Annotated in this window: 16 protein-coding genes; 15 read left to right on the forward strand and 1 reads right to left on the reverse strand. The window is 59.4% G+C overall.

What is annotated here, in order from left to right:
- Positions 1-35: 35 nt before the first annotated feature.
- A complete protein-coding gene (locus AC3IX4_RS11395; RefSeq protein ID WP_489260623.1) occupies positions 36-1355 on the reverse strand; it encodes an NAD(P)/FAD-dependent oxidoreductase in 1320 nt (439 codons plus the stop codon).
- A gap of 567 nt (positions 1356-1922) precedes the next feature.
- Here AC3IX4_RS11395 and AC3IX4_RS11400 point away from each other — a divergent pair.
- The 15 genes from AC3IX4_RS11400 to AC3IX4_RS11470 all read left to right on the forward strand — a co-directional run bounded on the left by AC3IX4_RS11400 (position 1923) and on the right by AC3IX4_RS11470 (position 18612).
- Entirely contained in the window at positions 1923-2774 is an 852-nt protein-coding gene (locus AC3IX4_RS11400; protein ID WP_489260624.1) for a glycine betaine ABC transporter substrate-binding protein, read from the forward strand.
- A 72-nt stretch (positions 2775-2846) separates the two neighbouring features.
- Positions 2847-3965 carry a quaternary amine ABC transporter ATP-binding protein gene (locus AC3IX4_RS11405; RefSeq protein ID WP_489260625.1) on the forward strand — a complete coding sequence of 373 codons (1119 nt, stop codon included), beginning with the start codon at positions 2847-2849 and terminating at the stop codon, positions 3963-3965.
- A complete protein-coding gene (locus tag AC3IX4_RS11410) occupies positions 3962-4810 on the forward strand; it encodes an ABC transporter permease (RefSeq protein ID WP_489260626.1) in 849 nt (282 codons plus the stop codon). Before AC3IX4_RS11405 ends, AC3IX4_RS11410 begins: the two co-directional genes overlap by 4 nt.
- Positions 4807-5658, forward strand: a complete 852-nt coding sequence (locus AC3IX4_RS11415; protein ID WP_489260627.1) for an ABC transporter permease — start codon at positions 4807-4809, stop codon at positions 5656-5658. The genes AC3IX4_RS11410 and AC3IX4_RS11415 overlap by 4 nt, the downstream gene beginning before the upstream one ends.
- Positions 5659-5667: 9 nt before the next feature.
- Positions 5668-6666 (forward strand): 4-hydroxyproline epimerase, encoded by a 999-nt coding sequence (locus tag AC3IX4_RS11420; protein WP_489260628.1) that lies wholly within the window; start codon positions 5668-5670, stop codon positions 6664-6666.
- Between the two features lie 10 nt (positions 6667-6676).
- Entirely contained in the window at positions 6677-7711 is a 1035-nt protein-coding gene (locus AC3IX4_RS11425) for a GlxA family transcriptional regulator (protein WP_489260629.1), read from the forward strand.
- A gap of 210 nt (positions 7712-7921) precedes the next feature.
- Positions 7922-8647: a GntR family transcriptional regulator gene (locus tag AC3IX4_RS11430; protein ID WP_489261272.1), complete on the forward strand. Its 726-nt coding sequence runs from the start codon at positions 7922-7924 to the stop codon at positions 8645-8647.
- A 132-nt stretch (positions 8648-8779) separates the two neighbouring features.
- The gene (locus tag AC3IX4_RS11435) at positions 8780-10099 is read left to right on the forward strand and encodes an NAD(P)/FAD-dependent oxidoreductase (protein WP_489260630.1); all 1320 of its coding nucleotides are present in this window, start codon (positions 8780-8782) and stop codon (positions 10097-10099) included.
- 150 nt (positions 10100-10249) lie between these two features.
- Positions 10250-11581 (forward strand): MFS transporter, encoded by a 1332-nt coding sequence (locus tag AC3IX4_RS11440; protein WP_489260631.1) that lies wholly within the window; start codon positions 10250-10252, stop codon positions 11579-11581.
- Positions 11582-11616: 35 nt separating this feature from the next.
- The gene (locus AC3IX4_RS11445; protein ID WP_489260632.1) at positions 11617-12516 is read left to right on the forward strand and encodes a dihydrodipicolinate synthase family protein; all 900 of its coding nucleotides are present in this window, start codon (positions 11617-11619) and stop codon (positions 12514-12516) included.
- Between the two features lie 4 nt (positions 12517-12520).
- On the forward strand, positions 12521-14017 hold the full coding sequence (locus tag AC3IX4_RS11450) for an aldehyde dehydrogenase (protein WP_489260633.1): 1497 nt from the start codon (positions 12521-12523) through the stop codon (positions 14015-14017).
- A 232-nt stretch (positions 14018-14249) separates the two neighbouring features.
- The gene (locus AC3IX4_RS11455) at positions 14250-15128 is read left to right on the forward strand and encodes a DMT family transporter (RefSeq protein ID WP_489260634.1); all 879 of its coding nucleotides are present in this window, start codon (positions 14250-14252) and stop codon (positions 15126-15128) included.
- 403 nt (positions 15129-15531) lie between these two features.
- On the forward strand, positions 15532-15681 hold the full coding sequence (locus tag AC3IX4_RS11460) for a hypothetical protein (protein ID WP_489260635.1): 150 nt from the start codon (positions 15532-15534) through the stop codon (positions 15679-15681).
- A 220-nt stretch (positions 15682-15901) separates the two neighbouring features.
- Positions 15902-17299, forward strand: coding sequence for a GABA permease (gabP, locus tag AC3IX4_RS11465; protein ID WP_489260636.1), 1398 nt, complete (start codon positions 15902-15904; stop codon positions 17297-17299).
- A 209-nt stretch (positions 17300-17508) separates the two neighbouring features.
- On the forward strand, positions 17509-18612 hold the full coding sequence (locus AC3IX4_RS11470; RefSeq protein WP_489261215.1) for an IS110 family RNA-guided transposase: 1104 nt from the start codon (positions 17509-17511) through the stop codon (positions 18610-18612).
- Positions 18613-18677 lie beyond the last annotated feature (65 nt).

An 18677-nucleotide genomic window follows, 5' to 3' on the forward strand; every position in this document is an offset into this window, starting at 1 on the left:
GCGCCCCCGCCGCTCCTACATTGGCCCATGCCGGGTCAAACCTCAAGGCCGGCGCGCAACTGTCCCCATTTCAAGACGGAGTTGACACCGATCGACAAGAACGGCTCCGGTGGGGTCTTGTTCGGCCCAGGCGAAGCGAGCAGGAAGTCGATCAACTCATTGCGCTCACCGGCGATCCAGTCAGCCAGCAGCTTCCCGGTGGCGGTTCCGCGAGTAATGCCCAGGCCGTTGCAACACAGGGCGCCGTAGACATTCGGGGCGAGCTGCCCGAAGAACCCTTCATGGTTTTCCGACAGGCAGATCGCGCCGCTCCAGGAATATTCAAAATCCACATTGCCGAGCATGGGGAAGCGCCGCTCGAATGATTTGCGGTGAGTCGGGATATGTCGCTGCAGCGCGTTCGCCCTTGGCCGGCCATCCGGGTAGAAATTGAAGCTGTTGCGGATCAGGATGCGGTTGTCGACGGTGCGACGCACGGTGCTGCCGAACGGGTGCGCGGGGATCACGCCCCAGACCGGGCTGCCGCCCAGGCGAGACTGTTCGTCCTCGGTCAACTGGCGTGTCAGGCTGCCATAGAGGAACGTCGACAGCAGGCGGCTCTTTAGAAAGCCGAAGTGCGATGCAAAGGCGTTGTTGGCGAGGATCAGCTTGTCGGTGACGATCGTGCCGCGATCATGCACCAGCGTGATCTTCGTACCCTGCTCGATCGACGTGATGGGGGTGTGTTCATACAGGGTGACATTGGCCGGCAGATGATCAGCCAGCCCCTTCACCAGCGCCGCCGGTTGCAGCAACAAGGTGCCAGGGATGTGCAGCGCTTTCTTGTAGTAGGAGGTACCGATATGCCCCGGCAGGTCCTTCTCTTCAATCATGGTTGAGGACCGACCGATCTTCGCCAGACCGCTGCGGTACGCTTCCAGAATAGCGATGCCCTTGGCGCCCACGGCGGCCTGGTACTTGCCCGAATCCGAGAGCTGGCAGTCGATGCCATTCTGATCGACGATGGCGCGCAGGTAATTCTGCCCGAGGGTGTTCAGCTCAAGGATCAGTTTGGCCGTGGTCACATCGCCAATGTAATCCTTGGCGCCGATGTCGTGCGGCACATCAATGGCAAAGCCTGCATTTCGGCCCGAAGAACCGAAGCCGACTTCCTGCGCCTCCACCAGCACGATCTCGTCATTAGGGAAATTGAGGGCCAATTGCCGCGCAGTCGCAAGCCCCGTGAGGCCAGCCCCGACAATCGTCCAGCGAGCCTCCTTGCGTCCAGAGTGAGCGGGGCGCGGTTGACGCGCTGCGCTGGTGTGGAACCAGCCGGGTTGAGAATCGTCGGCAGGAAGCGATGTGATGTTGTGCATTTTTGTGACTCCAGTTCCCTTTTCGGCATTGTCTATCGCAAGTATACAATTTGTCTACTCTGTAGGAGCAGACCTTGGTCGCGATGGCATCACTGCGATAACGAACGTAGACCGCGGCGATGCCATCGCGAGCAAGCTCTGCTCCTACCGTGCCGCAGACAGCCAATGGTCTGTCGCACCTGATCGCCCTTTTTTTCGGCCCGCGTGAATGCTCATGGGTCCGGCATTCAATTTGCGACAGAAGGCTTATCTATTAGCGACCCATCGGGCAACGTCAAAAATAATTAAGTGATTGTTTTCAAAGGGAAATAAAATTCAATGTGTGTATCCTGGTAGTATTTTAATTGTATACATAAAGAATACAGGTCATTGACGGTGTTTCGGATGCGTGCGAGTCTGATTTCAAGCGCGACCCTGACAAGGCGCTTTTTGAACCACTCGACATCACGTAAGTAATAACGCTTCAAGCGTTCAGGAATAAGCCGTGTGCTTTATTTAGCGCAGAGAGCTCACTCCTGTCCGCGGTTTGGTGACCAACAATAAAAACCAATCGACCGGGGAAAGACGATGAAAAGAATCTGGAAAGCAGTCTGTGCAGTGGCATTGATGGGCATGACGGTATTGCCCGTTCAGGCCGAAGAAAAAAACATCACCATGGGCACCTTGTCGTGGGAAGACTTGACGCCGATCACCGGTATTACCAAAAAAGCCCTCGAAAGCGACGGTTATACCGTCAAGGTCATTGAGTTTTCCGAGTGGGGTATCGCCTATGCCGCGTTGAGCAAGGGTGATATTCAAATGCTGGCCTCGCAGACCGACTACGCCGCACAGGATTACTGGAACAAGAACAAAAACCGGCTGGAGAAGTTGTCGCCGGTGTCGTTCGGCCTTTATCAAGGCATTGCCGTTCCCAGATACGTGGACGTCGACTCGTTGGATCAGCTCAATGACAACGCCGACAAGTTCAATAACAAGATCATCGGCATTGAACCGGGCTCCGGTTTGATGAGCGACGCGACCAAGGCCGTGAGTGAATACGGTATCAAGTTGCAATTGGTCGAAGGCAGTACCGCCGCCATGACCGCCGCCCTGAAGTCCGCTGTCGATCGTAAAGAACCCATTGCCGTGACGATCTGGGAGCCGTCCTGGATGGCGCAGAAGTTCGACTTGAAATTCCTCAAGGACCCGAAAGCGGTGTTCCCACCGGCGCAGGGTTACTACTGGATCGCTCACAAGGATTTCTCCGCTCAATACCCACATGCGCGTGAAATCGTGTCAGGTGTGTATGTACCGCTGGCCGATATCACCGCCATCAACGGCGAAGTCAAGGACGGCAAGACCATGGAGCAGGCCGTCAAGGACTGGACCGATAAGCACCAGGAACTGATGACTCGCTGGGTCAACGTGAAAAAACGCTAACGCCCCATCGTTTTGCCACTGCCGACACGTGATCAATAACAAGGCCCGGTGCACGGGTAGATAGGTTGCAACATGACAACGGCCAATAAAGACGTCAATGAAGTCCTGGTGGATTGCCAGTCAGTCTGGAAAATTTTCGGTCAGAACGCTCCCGCTGCCATGAATGCAGTGATCAAGGAGGGGCTGAGCAAGACCCAGATCCTGCAGAACTATGGCTGTGTGGTCGGGGTATCCGATGTCAGTCTGCAGGTTCGCCGAGGCGAGATCTTTTGCATCATGGGGTTGTCCGGCAGTGGCAAATCCACCCTTATTCGCTTACTCAACAAACTGATCACCCCCAGCGCCGGCAAGGTGCTGGTCAAGGGCAAGGATTTGTCCTCGCTGACGCCGGCCCAGCTTCGCGATGTGCGGGCACGCAATATCGGCATGGTGTTCCAGAGCGTCGCGTTGCTGCCTAACCGCACGGTGCTGGAAAACACCGCATTCGGCCTGGAAGTGCAGGGCGTCGGCAAGGCCGAGCGTTACAAGGTGGCGGAACGTGCGTTGGCCAAGGTCGGCCTGACCGATTGGGCCTCGCGCTATCCGGGTGAGTTGTCCGGCGGCATGCAGCAGCGTGTGGGCCTGGCTCGAGCCATCACCGCCGACCCTGAAGTGATTCTGATGGACGAACCCTTCAGTGCGTTGGACCCTTTGATCCGGCGCCAGCTACAGGATGAATTCCGCCAGTTGACCAAGGAGTTGGGCAAGTCGGCCGTGTTCATCACCCACGACCTGGATGAAGCGATCCGCATCGGTGACCGCATCGCAATCATGAAGGATGGGGTGATCATTCAAGTCGGCACGGCAGAAGACATCGTGCTTAACCCGGCCGACGATTATGTCGCCGAATTCGTCGCGGGTATCTCCCGGCTGCACCTGGTCAGGGCGCATTCGGTGATGACCCCGGTCGAGGTCTACAAGGCTGCCAACCCGGGCAGCGACCTCAACCGCATGAGCAAAACAACACCCGAGGCGGACATCAATGAACTGATCGGGCTGACGATCAAGTCCGACCGTGATGCGCTGGCGGTCGTGGACAACGGCGCGGTGGTCGGGGTGATCACGCTGCGCGATCTGTTGCGTGGCGTGCAGGGCATTCCGAACGAATTCGTGGCTCCGCAGGTGGCCACCGCGGTGGAGGCTTCGACATGAGCATTCCCAATTTTGCCAACCAGTTCGATGCGGTCGTCGATGCAGGCCTTGAGTGGCTGACCGATAACGGCGAGTTCGTTTTTGATGCCGCCAACACGGCGCTGACCGGTCTGTATGAGGGCGTGCAGTGGTGCATTGGCTATCCGCCGCACTACGTCATCGCGCTGCTGTTCGGATTGCTCGGCTGGCGCATGGTCGGTGTGCGCTTCGCCGTGCTGTCGGCGTTGGCCTTGATGTTCTGCGCGCTGATCGGCTTGTGGCCGCAGACCGTCAGTACCTTGGCGTTGGTCATCACGGCCACGGTGCTGGCCCTGGTGGTTGCGATTCCCTTGGGCGTGTTGGCGGGGCTGACGCCAGCGGTCGATCGGGTCACCGACCCGTTGCTCGATCTGGTGCAGACCATGCCGCCCTACATTTATCTGCTGCCGGCCATTGCGCTGCTCGGCTATGGCCCGGCCACCGCGCTGTTGGCCACCTTCATCGTGGCGGTGCCACCGGCGTTGCGCCTGACCTCACTGGGCATCCGCATGACGCCCAAGGAGTTCGTCGAGCTGGGGGATGCCAGTGGCGTGACCGGCTGGCAGATGTTTTTCAAGATCCGCTTGCCGTTCGCCCTGCCCAGCATCATGGCCGGGGTCAACCAAAGCCTGATGATGGCCTTCGGCATGGTGGTGATCGCCGGCATCGTCGGCTCTGGCGGCCTGGGTGAATCCATCTACGGTGCGATTCGCACGCTGGATATCGCCAAGTCCATCAACGCGGCCATCGCTATCGTTATCCTGACCATGATCCTCGACCGCCTGGCCCAGAGTGCCGCCCGTTCGCGGATGGGAGACAGTCAATGAACCTGTCAGAAATTACTTTCTCTCCGGGCCAATACCTGGCCCCGGCGGTGGATTGGCTCAACGCCAATCTGCATGGTGTGTTCGCCTTCATCAGCAAGGTCATCGAGCTGGTGCTGGGCGCGGTTGAAAGCGTCCTGCTGGCGCCGTCTCCTTATGCATCGATCGCCATCGTGGTGGTGCTGGCCTTTATATTTGCCAACCTGCGGGTGGCGATATTCGCCGCATTGATGCTCGCCTTCTGCCTGTTCTCGGGGCTGTGGGTGGCCTCCATGCAAACCATTGCCCTGGTGTCGGTGTCGGTGCTGATTTCGGTGGCCATTGCCTTTCCATTGGGCGTGTTGGCCGCGCGGGTGAAAAAGGTCGACGCCGCGTTCCTGCCGATTCTCAACGTCATGCAGACCGTGCCGCCCTGGGTCTACCTGATTCCGGCCGTGATGCTGTTCAGCCTGGGTCGCGTGCCGGCGATCATCGCCACCATCGTCTATGGCATTCCGCCGATGCTGCGGTTGACCACGCTGGCCTTCAAGCAATTGCCCAAGGACCTGCTGGAACTGGGCCAGGCAATCGGCGCCTCGCCGCGCACCATTTTGCTGAAGATCGAATTACCGACCGCCGCACCCACCCTGCTGGTGGGGTTGAACCAATGCATCCTCCTTTCGCTGGCGATGGTGGTGTTGGCAGGCCTGGTGGGGGCGGGTGGTCTGGGCGCGGAAGTGACTCGCGGGCTGACGCGGATGGAAATGGGCCTGGGCCTGCGCGCGGGCTTGGCAATCGTGGCGGTGGCATTGCTGCTGGACCGGTTGTCACGCGGTGCGTTGCAACGGCATTCCCCTCGTAAAATCGCTTGAGGCTTAGACATGAGACGTAGTTTTTTCTGTGTGGATTCGCATGCCTGCGGTAACCCGGTGCGGGTGCTGGTCGGCGGCGGGCCCTTGTTGCCGAGCGTGTCGATGGCCGAGCGGCGCGAGATTTTCGTCCGCGACCACGACTGGATTCGCACCGCCTTGATGTTCGAGCCCCGTGGCCACGACATCATGTCGGGGGCGATCATTTACCCGTCGGTGCGTGAAGACTGTGATTTCGGCGCGCTGTTCATTGAAGTCAGTGGCTGCCTGCCGATGTGCGGCGCGGGCACCATTGGCTTGTCGACCGTGGCCATCGAGGAGGGGCTGATCACGCCGCGTGAGCCCGGCACGCTGGCCATCGAAACGCCGGCTGGGCGAGTGGACGTGACCTACGTGATGAACGGTGAAACAGTCGAGTCGATTCGCCTGTTCAACGTCAACAGCTACCTGCACCAAGCGGATGTGCAGGTCGAGGTGCCCGGTGTCGGCACCCTGACCGTGGACATTGCCTATGGCGGCAACTACTACGCCGTCGTCGAGCCGCAGGCAGCGTGGGCGGGCCTGGACGGATTGGCCGCGGCGGACATCGTCGGCCTCAGCCAGAAACTGCGCGCGGCGCTGGCGGAAGTCTGCAATCCCGTGCACCCCGAAGACAGCCGTATCAGTGGCGTGCACCACGTGATCTGGTGCGACAAGCCGAGCAGCGCAACCGCTCATGGCCGCTGCGCCGTGTTCTATGGCGACAAGGCCATCGACCGCTCGCCGGGTGGCACCGGTACGTCGGCGCGCATGGCCCAGCTGTATGGCAAAGGCCGCTTGCAGGTCGGCGACACGTTCCGCCATGAAAGCCCGATCGGCACGATTTTCGAAGGCAAGGTGGAGTCGGCGGTCAAGGTCGGGGCCTTTGACGGCATCCGGCCCAGCGTGACCGGCTGGGCCCAAGTGATCGGCCACAACACCATCTTTGTCGATGACAAGGACCCGCTCGCCCATGGCTTCCAGCTGGCGTAGGCGGGCCGTCATGGAGCGACGCGAATTCAGCGGGGCTATGCGAGGGGCTATGCGAGGGTCTCTGAGAGGGGAAAACATCCGTTATCTGGACCCGCACCTGCATCAGCCGACCCTGCACGTACGGGCCGGTTTTATATTGCTGGAACACTTTTCCCTGCCAGCGTTCACGCAAGCGCTGGACACGATCGTCACCGCGAACCTGCTAAGGCCGACCTTGCTTTCATCGATCACCTTCGGCCTGGACGGGGGAGAGGTGGTCAGTGACCTGGGCCTGGTGATTCGCCCTGATGCCGCCCTGAGCAAAGCAGCGATCCAGGACCTGGACCTGTTGGTGGTGTGCGGTGGCTACCGGACCGAACTCAAGTCCAATGATGAGCTGATACAGCTATTAAAGGTGGCGGATGAGGCCGGCATTACTTTGGCGGGGCTGTGGAACGGTGCCTGGTTTCTGGGGCGTGCGCAGTTGCTGGAAGGCTATCGATGCGCCATTCACCCCGAGCACCGGCCTGCACTGGCGGAAATCTCCAAGGGTGCCCAAGTCACCAGCGAGCCCTTCGTGGTAGACCGCAACCGGCTCACGGCCTCAAGCCCGGCCGGTGCGCTGCACATGACGCTGGAATGGCTCAAGGGCTTGAACGACAAGACCTTGTCCGACGGCATCGAAGACATTCTGGCCTTCGAATCGTCTCGCTACCGGCGGGTGAAGCCTACGGCGCACCTGTCGGTCAGCGGCCCGTTGCGGGAGGTGATCGAACTGATGCACGCCAATCTTGAGGAACCCCTGGGCCTGGTGCAGTTGTCTCGTTACGCCGGCCGCTCGCGCCGACAAGTCGAGCGCCTGTTCAAGGAGCAGTTGGGCACGACTCCTCAGCGCCATTACATCGAACTGCGCATTACCGAGGCGCGGCGGCTGCTGCAGCACACGCAATTGTCCATGGTGGAGGTGCTGGTGGCGTGCGGGTTTGTTTCGCCCAGCCACTTCAGCAAGTGCTACAGCGCGTTCTTCGGCTATCGGCCGTCCAAAGAGCTGCGACGGGTGAAATAGAGCCATTGGATGTACCTGCGACCGCCTTCATGGTAGAGGTACGCCGGGAGTTGGCGGTCAGCCGGATTTCAGCGGCGCGCAACCGTTCATCACATCCTCGCCATGGCTTTGTCCTGGCACCCAACGAGACTGTAGACACACTGTATACTGTGATCTATAGTGAGAATACAAACTGTAGACAAGGCAGATTTTTTGCCCATGAAGGTTTCTATGAAGGCAGTATCCGAGATCGATCCGAAAGCGGGCGCCGATCTTCCGACCGATCGCAAGGCATTGCTGGGTGAAGCGCTGCGCCGCCGCATCCTGAGCATGGATCTGGCCCCCGGCGCGACGATCGACGAGTTCGCGTTGTGCGAGGAATTCGGCCTGTCACGCCCACCGGTACGCGAGCTGATGCGCCAGATGGCCGCTGAAGGCTACATCGAGCTTGAAGCCAATCGCGCGGCGCGCGTGTCGTCGATGAGCTATCAATCGCTGAGAAGCTTCTTCCTGGCCGCGCCGCTGATATATATCGCCACCACGCAGTTGGCCGCCAGCAATGCCACCTTGAGCGAGATTGAAGAGCTCAAGCGCATACAAGGTCTATTTCGCAAGGCCATCGAAGAGGTCGATGTCGATAAGCGCGTGCTTTATAACGATGAGTTCCATTTGCACATTGGCAAAATGGCCCGCAATGCTTATCTGATGCCCAGTTTGCAACGATTGCTGATCGACCATGCGCGGTTGGGGAAAATATTTTATCGCCACCCAACGACTGCCGATATGCAGGAAGATTTGGAAATAGCGGCCGACCAACATGAACAGATCATCAGCGCTATTGAAAGTAACGATCCGGTATTGGCGGGCGAAATTACTCGCGCCCACTTGGAGTTGTCCAGACGTCGCATGGCTGAATATGCAGCGCCGGAAGGAATGGAAGTTTCACTGAATTATTAATGCTTCACGCATGTCCCCTTGTAGGAGCCAGCCTCGGCTGCGATGGGATCACCGCGGTTTGCCTGATACATCGCGGTGCGCCCATCGCAGCCAAGGCTGGCTCCTACCCCAATAAGAATTCAGGTTGCAGACATGGCAAAAGTAACGAACACCCCGGCAGATGATTCAACCTGCGGCTGGTTTCATCTCAGTGCACCGAGAATGGCGCGGCCGGCCCATGTGGGCACGCGCAGTGCTCGCTGGGTCGTACTCGGGGCGGGGTTTACCGGGCTGGCGGCGGCTCGCCAGTTGGCGCTCAACTTTCCCGATGACGAGATCGTTCTGATCGAAGCACAGGAAGTGGGTTACGGCTCGTCAGGCCGCAATGCCGGTTTTGCCATTGATCTGCCCCATGATATTGGCGCGGACGATTACATCGGCGATATCGACACCGCCAAAATCAGCCTGCGGCTTAACCTGGCCGGCCAGAATATTCTGAAAGAGTTGGTTGATCAGCATGGCATTGAATGCCAGTGGCGCGCTTGCGGTAAGTACCAGGCCGCTATCGAAGACCGCGGTGTCAATGTGCTCGACGCCTATCGTCGCGGCCTGGACAAACTCGGCCAGGACTATCAGGTCATTGAAGAAAAAGAGCTGCCTGACCATATAGGCACCCACTTCTACAAAAAAGCGCTGTTCACCCCCGGCACCGCGCTGATCCAGCCGGCCGCGCTGGTGAAAGGCCTGGCCGACAGCCTGCCAGCCAACGTGACCCTCTACGAAAACACCCCGATTACCGACGTGGAGTACGGCCCAAAAACCGTGCTGACTCACAAGGCTGGGCGTATCGTCGCCGACAAACTGGTGTTGACCAACAATGCCTTCGCCATGAGCTTCGGCTTCCTGAAAGGCCGCATGCTGCCGATCTTCACTTACGCCAGTTTGACGCCCCCGCTGACCGAGGCCGAGCAGGCCCGTCTGGGTGGCGCGCCTCATTGGGGTGTGATCCCGGCCGATCCGTTTGGTACCACGCTGCGCCGCACGGTCGATAACCGTCTGCTGGTGCGCAATAGTTTCAGTCTCAACACTGACGGTCATGCCAACCCGAAATACCTGCAACGTTTTGTCAGGCGTCACCGGAGTTCTTTCGAACGGCGATTCCCGATGTTGCCAGACGTTCACTTTGAATATACCTGGGGCGGGTCACTGGCCCTGTCTCGCAATCACATGGCGCACTTTGGCCCCTTGGCTGAAAACGTGTATGGCGCCCTGTGCTGCAATGGCCTGGGCGTTACGCGTGGCACCGTTACCGGTACGCTATTGGCCGATTGGCTGGCGGGTAAAAAGAATGAGTTGATCGAGTTTCTGTTATCGGCTCCAGGCCCGAACAGAAACCCACCGGAACCCCTGTTGTCGGCAGGCGTTAATCTTAATTTGATGTGGGGGCAGTGCCGAGCCGGCAAAGAAAGTTGATATAACAAACGCGTACTGATTCGAGACATAAATTTAAGGTTTGGCGGGGAACGATGACAGGTCGTTACTTGCCGGGACGGGTTTAACTCGCTTGACGTTTGGGCGATCAGAAACAGTCGCCCAATAAACGAGACGCAGTAGGAGACAATAATGACAAATCCTCAAGTATCCATAGAAGATGTTCCACTCAATAGCTTTCATCGCTTGTTGACCGCGCGCTCTGGCGGCGGCTCATTTGTCGATGGTTATGTACTCAGTATTATTGGTATTGCCATGTTGCAGATGTCCAATGCCCTGGGCTTATCTGAATTCTGGCAAGGCATGATTGCGGCGGCCGCCTTGATCGGTGTGTTTTTTGGCGGTTTTCTGGGCGGTTGGCTGACCGACCGGCTGGGGCGCAAAAAGGTCTATTTCATCGCCCCGACCTTGTTCATTGTCTGCTCGGTGGCGCAGTTGTGGGTTGAGTCGGTCGAGGGGCTGTTCGCCTTGCGATTCATTATCGGTGTCGCCGTGGGGATCGAATACCCGGTCGCCACCTCGCTGTTGGTGGAGTTTCTGCCCAAGAAACAGCGTGGTCCACGCCTGGCGGCGCTGACCATTCTGTGGTTTGCCGGTGCAGCCTTCGCCTACGTGGTGGGCAACGCCATTCTCAACCTGGGCGGCGATGACACCTGGCGCTATGTGCTGGCCAGCGCCGCGGTCATTGGCCTTGGCCTGCTGTTGCTGCGCGTCGGCACCCCGGAGTCTCCTCGCTGGCTGTTGAGCAAGGGCCGTGATGCCGAGGCTGATCGTGTGATCAAGCGTGTCTACGGCAATGGCTTTTCGCTGCGCAACCTGCCGGAGCAACCGGACGAGCAGAAAATGTCGTTCAAGGACCTGCTGCAGTCCGGGTATGGCAAGCGCCTGTTGTTCGTCTCGGTGTTCTGGACCTGCTCGATCATTCCAGTGTTCGCCGTGTATGCCTTCGCACCCAAGGTGTTGCAGGCACTCAACCTCAAGGGCGAGTGGGCCGAGTACGGCTCGATCGCGATCACCTTGATGTTCGTGATCGGCTGCATCCTGGCCACCAAACTCATCAACCGTATTGGCCGTCGCAGCATGCTGATCAACAGCTTCCTGTGGTCGGGTATCGCGCTGCTGATGCTGGCGCTGTTTTCCGATGGTAATGAAATTCTGGTGCTGGTGCTGTTTGGCGCTTATGCACTGTTCATTGGCGGCGCCCAGGTGCTGCAACTGGTGTACCCCAACGAACTGTTCCCCACTGAAATCCGCACCTTCGCTGTCGGCATTGGCACCTCGTTGTCTCGCATCGGCGCGGCGGTCGGCACTTACCTGGTGCCCATTTCCCTGCAGTCCCTGGGGATCGCCAACACCATGTATATCGCTGCAGTTGTCACCATGGTCGGCCTGATCGCGGCCTGGGCGATGGCGCCTGAAACCCGCTCGCTGAGCTTGCGCGATGCCGCGTCGCTCACCAGCTGAAATAACACACACGACTTTTCAACGGAGAAACCCCTATGAAATTTGAAGGCATTTACACCCCGGCCATCACCCCATTGGCTGCCAATGGTGACATCGACAAAGCCGCTTTCGCCCAGGTGCTCGAATCGCTGATCGAGGCCAAGGTGCACGGCATCATCATTGGTGGTTCGACCGGTGAGTACTACTCCCAGACCGCTCAGGAACGTATCGAACTGGCGGCCCACGCCAAGGATGTGATCGGCGGCCGTCTGCCGCTGATCGTCGGCACTGGCGCAACCCGTACCGAAGATTCGGTCGAGTACGCCAAGGCGGCCGCTGCTATCAAGGCCGATGCCCTGCTGGTGGGTTCGCCGCCCTACGCGCTGCCGACCGAACAGGAAAACGCTATCCATGCCTTGACCGTCGACCGCGCCGCCGGCCTGCCGATCATGCTCTACAACTACCCAGGCCGCATGGGCGTCAGCATGGGCGAGGCGTATTTCTCGGCCGTCTCTGAGTCGAAAAACATCATCGCCATCAAGGAAAGCTCGGGTGACATGAACCAGCTTCATCGCTTGGCACGTAACTTCCCGAACATCGCGCTGTCCTGCGGCTGGGATGACCAGGCGCTGGAGTTCTTCGCCTGGGGCGCGCGCAGCTGGGTGTGTGCCGGTTCCAACTTCATTCCTCGTGAACACGTGGCCCTGTATGAAGCCTGCGTGATCGAAAAGGACTTCGAAAAAGGCCGCAAGATCATGTCGGCGTTCATGCCGCTGATGGACTTCCTGGAAACCGGCAAGTTTGTTCAGTCGATCAAGTACGGCTGTGAATTGAACGGCCTGAAGACCGGCAGCGTGCGCTCGCCGCTGCAGCCACTCGCGGATCACGAAAAGGAAGTCCTCAAGGACGTGATTGCCACCCTCAAGCGCGAAGTCGCGCAGATCACCGGAGCTTGAAGCCATGAGCGATCTCTTGACCACGGCGCAATACGCCGCTATCGCTGAAAAGCTTACGCTGCCAACCCAAGCGTTTATCAACGGCGCCAATTACACCTCGCCGTCGGGCCGCACATTCACCACGACTAACCCGGCCACCGACACGGTGCTGACCGAGATCACCGCCTGTGACGCCAATGACGTCAACGTGGCGGTGGCCAATGCCAACGAGGCCTATGAAGACGGGCGCTGGCACAAGCTGACGCCGGGCGCACGCAAAAAGGTCCTGCTGCGCTTCGCCGACCTGCTCGAGGAGAACCTGGTCGAGCTGTCGGTCATGGAGAGCCTGGACAGCGGCAAGCCGATTCGTGAATGCCAGCTCACCGACATTCCTGAAACCATCCACATGATCCGCTGGCACGCCGAGCTGATCGACAAAATCTACGACAGCACCGCGCCGGTCGGTTCCGACGCCCTGACCCTGGTGGTCCGCGAGCCGATCGGTGTGGTCGGCCTGGTGTTGCCGTGGAACTTCCCGCTGCTGATGCTGGCCTGGAAGATCGGCCCGTCGCTGGCCGCTGGTTGCTCGGTAATCGTCAAGCCGGCCAAGGAAACCACGCTGACCGCCGTTCGCGTCGCTCAACTGGCCTTCGAAGCCGGTATTCCGGCGGGCGTGTTCAACGTCGTCACCGGTGGCGGCAAGGACGTCGGCGAACCGCTGGGCCGTCACATGGACGTGACCATGGTCAGCTTCACCGGCTCCACCGACACCGGTCGCCTGTTCTTGCACTATTCCGCTGAGTCGAACCTCAAGCGCATCGTGCTGGAGTGCGGTGGCAAGAACCCGGCGGTGGTGATGAACGACGTCGAAGACCTCGATCTGGTCGCCTCGCACGTGGTCAATGGCGCGTTCTGGAACATGGGCGAAAACTGCTCGGCGTCTTCGCGCCTGATCGTTCACGCCGACATCAAGGACGCTCTGCTCGAGCGCATCGATGTGCACATGCGCGAGTGGAAAATGGGCAACCCGCTGGACCCGCAAAACCGCATCGGTTCGATGGTCAGCAAGGCACATTTTGAAAAAGTGCGTTCCTACATCGACCAGGCCGGTGTCGAGGAACTGGACGTGGTGTTCGGTGGCAAGACCCAGGACGGCATCTTTGTCGAGCCGACCGTGGTCGACGGCGTTGGCGCTGACAGCCGCCTGTTCAAGGAAGAGATTTTTGGCCCAGTGCTGACCGTCACGACCTTCACCGATATCAACCAAGCCATCACCTTGGCCAACGACTCGGTGTATGGCCTGGCGGCGTCGGTGTACACCGATAACCTGCGCCACGCCATCAAGCTGTCGCGTGAGATTCGCGCGGGCGTGGTCACGGTCAACTGCTTCGGCGAAGGCGATGCCTCGACGCCGTTTGGTGGTTACAAGGAATCCGGTTTCGGCGGGCGCGACAAGTCGATCTGGGCTCACGACCAGTACACTGAATTGAAAACCATCTGGATCGATGTGTCTGAGCGCTAAGCTCCGCGCATAGACGTTGCTGTAAAGCATGCCCCTTTCGGTTGACGGGCCGAAAGGGGCATGCCCTGAACAGATCTGCGCGACACGCTGCAGTGATAACGACCTACAAAAAATCTTTCTGATTTCTGCGACAACAATAAAAGCTGACGGGTTCAGACAGACACTATTGCTCCATGCGCGATGCATGCCCCCATGCACCCACTGGCCCATGTTCATTTCTAGAAAACGACTCATGACTTCCCATCGTACTGCCCTGACTTCTGCCCATGTCACTGCTTTGCTGTTTGGTTTAACCGGTATTTTTGGCGCCTTGATCAACGCTGATGCCAGCGTCATCACCATGGGTCGAGCCGCCTTCGCCATGCTCGCATTGCTGGCCTTTGCGTGTGTGCAACGACGCCCGATCTTCAAGCAACTGGATGCCTTCAAGGCCGGCCTGTTTGTCTTGAGCGGCCTGCTGTTGGCGGCCCATTGGGTCACCTTTTTCATTGCGATCAAAGTGGGCGGTGTGGCGGTTGCCACATTGGGCTTCGCCAGCTTCCCGGCCTTTATCGCGGTGCTGGATATCTTGATCTTCCGCGAACGTATCCACCTCAACGAATCGCTCCTGCTGGGGCTTATCACCCTGGGCCTGGTCTTGGTCACCCCCTCGTTCGATATGGGCAATCAGGGAACGGTCGGCCTGCTCTGGGGCCTGGGCTCGGGTTTGTCGTTCGCCCTGTTGGCTATCACCAATCGGCGCGCCGGCAAAGGCGTCGACGCGGTGCAGGTGGCGTTCTGGCAGAACGTGACCGTGGCGGTGGTGATGCTGCCGTTCGCCTACAGCGGTATCGTTGCGCTGGATGCCAAGGACTGGCTGAACCTGGCGCTGCTGGGCGTGTTCTGCACGGGCCTGTCGCAGTACCTGTTCATCAAGAGCCTTGAGCGATTGAATGCGCGCAGTGCCGGTATGATCATTTCGCTGGAACCGGTGTACGCGATCGCCTGCGCGTGGTGGTTGTTCCATGAAGCGCCGTCTTATCGGATGCTGGGTGGAGCGCTGTTGATCGTGCTGGCGATTGTGTTCTCGGCCAAGGTCAAAGCACCGCGCCAAAACGCGCTGGCAGAATAATGCGGCCTGCCTGACATACCGTGGTGGCCCTATCGCAGCATAGGTATCTACACATCTTTTGGTGTACTGCATTTCGTAGCAGTGGACGAGTAGAACGAGGCCACGTCCGGCTGCGCAGCAGTCGTAAAACCTGGCACTTCAGTATTCAGATACACCGCGAGTACAGGCTTTGCGAGGACTACGTCCCCGGACCTGGCCTCGCTGAACTCGTCTACTGCTACGAATGTAGCCGCTGACGAGGTACGAGGCTGCGATCGGCAGCGAAGCGGCCGTAAAACCTGAGACCGTAATCCATCAGGCACACCGAAGGGCCTGAATTTACGACGGCTTCGCCGCCGATCGCAGCCTCGTACCTCGGCAGCGGCTACAAGAGCCGCGCTGCCCCAGAATTGTGTAGATACCTATGCCTATCGCAGCCAAGGCTTGCTCCTACCTGGGTGTACGCCGCCAATCGGGGGTAGGAGCCGGGTTTACCCGCGATGCAGACGCCATGGTGTTTCAGGCAGACCGCACCGATCCCATGTCGCAGGCAGAGCAGGACATGCCGCTTTGAGTCGATTCGACGACGGACCCTGCGCCGTAGCATCAACCTCGGTCACATGGATACTTGAGGTGCAGGATGCATAACCCCGAACAGCCACACCCCCACATCTTCCGCGTTTTCTTTCCTCTCGCCGTATCTTCACCCTTTCAGACCTGATCGATAACAGCCGCCTTGCGCGGATCACTGGCGTCGATGATTTGCCTTAATTAAAAAAACAAAGGGCTCCCTAATGTCTCTGAAAACAACATCGAGTGATGACAACCTGGCGGCTGGCTTCAAGCAGCGACACGTCACCATGCTCTCCATCGCCGGCATTATCGGCGCCGGGCTGTTTATCGGTTCGGGCCATGCCATCGCCGCGGCCGGGCCCTCTGCAATCGTCGCCTACGCATTGGCTGGGCTGTTGGTGGTGCTGGTGATGCGGATGCTCGGCGAAATGGCCGTCGCCTCGCCAGACACCGGTTCGTTCTCCACCTACGCCGACAAGGCCATCGGGCGTTGGGCCGGGTTTACCATCGGGTGGCTGTACTGGTGGTTCTGGGTGCTGGTGATTCCCCTTGAAGCCATTGCCGCCGGCGCCGTGCTCAACAGCTGGTTCCCCCAGGTGGAAACCTGGATGTTCGCCCTCGGTGTCACTGCACTGTTGACCCTCACCAACCTGTTCAGTGTCGCCAAGTACGGCGAGTTCGAGTTCTGGTTCGCGATGGTCAAGGTGGTGGCGATCGTCTCGTTCATTGCACTCGGCGCCTGTGCCCTGGCGGGCTGGCTGCCGGAGCGTGAGGTGAGCGGTGTGGCGCGGCTGGTGACTGAATACGGCGGCTTTATGCCCAATGGCTGGGAAGCGATCATCGGTGCGCTGCTGACTACCATGTTCAGTTTTGTCGGTACGGAGGCGGTGACCATTGCCGCGGCAGAGTCGAAGGACCCTGCGAAAAATATCGCACGGGCCACCAAATCGGTGATCTGGCGGATCTGCATTTTCTACCTGCTGTCCATCTTTGTGATCATCTCCGTGGTGGCCTGGAATGACCCGCTGCTGCCGGTTCAGGGTTCGTACCAGCGCGCGCTGGAAATCATGAACATCCCGCACGCCAAAACCCTCGTGGACATCGTGGTGCTGTTCGCGGTGGCCAGCTGCCTGAACTCGGCGATCTATATCTCGTCGCGGATGGTGTACTCGCTGAGCAAGCGCCAGGAAGCACCGGCGTTCCTGCAGCGCACCTCATCGGCGGGCGTCCCTCGGGGTGCGGTGATTGCCAGCACAGTGATCGGCCTTGCTACCACGGCGTTGAATTTCTTCGCACCCTCGCAAGTGTTCGCCTTTCTGCTCGCCAGCTCCGGCGCCATCGCCTTGCTGGTCTATCTGGTGATCGCGATCTCGCAATTGCGCATGCGTGCCAAGCTCGACAAGGCCCACGCCCACATCGAGTTCAAGATGTGGCTGTTCCCTTGGCTGACCTGGTTGGTCATCGCATTCATCGTCTTTGCGCTCGGGGTCATGGTTGTCATGCCAGCGCATCGCAGTGAAGTGTTGTCGACCGGTGCGTTGACCATCGTGATCGTTGCGTTGGGGTTGATGAAGACGCGACGTCATGCTCACCCGGTTGATTATTCGCCGGCAGGGTAGGAGCCGACTTTAGTCGCGATGGCATCACCGCCCGTATGTCGGATATACCGCGGTGATGCCATCGCGACGGTTCGGCGCCCTTGATCAGGATTCGGCTGCCGACCTGCGGTGACCGCGGCCAACTGTAATTACATGGACTCGCCCCAACCGAGGCGTCTATGCGCCACGGTGGCATCTATAAAGAAGCCAACGACAGCGAGGGCGAGCCCATGAAAAAGCATACGACCAACAATCACTCTGTGTCTTCAGCCGACCTAGCAACCTGTTCGACCGTCTCGGTAGATCTTGCCAAGAGGGTCTTCCAGGTGGCCGGGGAAAACGCCCTGGGCCAAGTGGTGTACGAGGACCGAATCAAATCGCGCGAAGCCTTCCAGGCGTTTCTTCGCCAACTGCCCATGAGCGTCATGGTGCTGATGGAAACAGGCCCAGGCGCTCAGGCATGGGCGCGGTTGCTGCAGGCCCAAGGCAACCCGGTGCGGATCCTGCCTGCGCAGCATGTGGCCGATCATCGCAGCGGGCCGAAGAATGATCGCAACGATGCACATGCGATCTTGCGGGCGGGTCGAGATAGTCGGATTGTCTCAGTGCCGGTCAAAAGTGCCGCGGCGCTGGCCATGCAGGCACTGCATCGCGCCCGCCAGGGCTATGTGCGGCGGCGCACGGCCATGGGTAATCAGATGCGTGGCTTGCTGCTCGAGCATGGCGTGGCCTTGGCGCAAGGTGAGGCGGCGATCAGCCGGGTGGTGCCGCGGATACTCGAGGATGCCACCCAGCCGCTGCCGGATCTGCTGCGCGAGCTGATTGCTGAGCTGCTCGGCGAATGGAGCCAGTTGGGCGAGCGCGTCAGCGTATTGACCGGCCGGCTGGAAACGGCTGCACAGCAGGATGAGACGGCAAAAAGGTTGATGACGGTGCGTGGCATCGGTCCGATCATCGCCACCGCGCTGCTGGCCAAGCAGGTCGAGCCTGAGCGCTTCGCCAACGCACGCCAGTTTGCCGCCTACTTTGGTTTGGTGCCCACTCAGCACAGCAGCGGACAGAAAATCCGGCTGGGCAAGATGAGCAAGCAGGGCGACGCCTACCTACGCAGCCTGGCGATCCAGGGCGCGCATGCGGTCTTGAGACAGGTGCGGCCTGATTCGGAACAACCCGATGACCGGCGCTTGCTGCGCTGGCTGTGTCGCTTGGGTCGCAAGGAAACGGCCGTCCGATTGGCCAACCGTACCCTACGCATCGTCTGGGTATTACTGAAAACCGAGCAGACCTATCGTCGCCACATGGGCAATGTCCAGGAGGCGACGATGAGTCACTGATCCACAGAGTTCTGCCACCGGGGCGTTAAAGCGCTCCAACCCTTGCTAAAGAACATTGACCCCAG

It is taken from the genome of Pseudomonas sp. KH_021 (assembly GCF_057838865.1).

Coding starts and splice junctions, on each gene's coding strand:
- AC3IX4_RS11450 (WP_489260633.1), top strand. CDS start 12,521: ATGAGCGATCTCTTGACCACGGCGCAATACGCCGCTATCGCTGAAAAG.
- AC3IX4_RS11435 (WP_489260630.1), top strand. CDS start 8,780: ATGGCAAAAGTAACGAACACCCCGGCAGATGATTCAACCTGCGGCTGG.
- AC3IX4_RS11420 (WP_489260628.1), top strand. CDS start 5,668: ATGAGACGTAGTTTTTTCTGTGTGGATTCGCATGCCTGCGGTAACCCG.
- AC3IX4_RS11445 (WP_489260632.1), top strand. CDS start 11,617: ATGAAATTTGAAGGCATTTACACCCCGGCCATCACCCCATTGGCTGCC.
- AC3IX4_RS11440 (WP_489260631.1), top strand. CDS start 10,250: ATGACAAATCCTCAAGTATCCATAGAAGATGTTCCACTCAATAGCTTT.
- AC3IX4_RS11470 (WP_489261215.1), top strand. CDS start 17,509: ATGAAAAAGCATACGACCAACAATCACTCTGTGTCTTCAGCCGACCTA.
- gabP (WP_489260636.1), top strand. CDS start 15,902: ATGTCTCTGAAAACAACATCGAGTGATGACAACCTGGCGGCTGGCTTC.
- AC3IX4_RS11455 (WP_489260634.1), top strand. CDS start 14,250: ATGACTTCCCATCGTACTGCCCTGACTTCTGCCCATGTCACTGCTTTG.
- AC3IX4_RS11400 (WP_489260624.1), top strand. CDS start 1,923: ATGAAAAGAATCTGGAAAGCAGTCTGTGCAGTGGCATTGATGGGCATG.
- AC3IX4_RS11415 (WP_489260627.1), top strand. CDS start 4,807: ATGAACCTGTCAGAAATTACTTTCTCTCCGGGCCAATACCTGGCCCCG.
- AC3IX4_RS11395 (WP_489260623.1), bottom strand. CDS start 1,355: ATGCACAACATCACATCGCTTCCTGCCGACGATTCTCAACCCGGCTGG.
- AC3IX4_RS11460 (WP_489260635.1), top strand. CDS start 15,532: ATGCCTATCGCAGCCAAGGCTTGCTCCTACCTGGGTGTACGCCGCCAA.
- AC3IX4_RS11405 (WP_489260625.1), top strand. CDS start 2,847: ATGACAACGGCCAATAAAGACGTCAATGAAGTCCTGGTGGATTGCCAG.
- AC3IX4_RS11410 (WP_489260626.1), top strand. CDS start 3,962: ATGAGCATTCCCAATTTTGCCAACCAGTTCGATGCGGTCGTCGATGCA.
- AC3IX4_RS11430 (WP_489261272.1), top strand. CDS start 7,922: ATGAAGGCAGTATCCGAGATCGATCCGAAAGCGGGCGCCGATCTTCCG.
- AC3IX4_RS11425 (WP_489260629.1), top strand. CDS start 6,677: ATGGAGCGACGCGAATTCAGCGGGGCTATGCGAGGGGCTATGCGAGGG.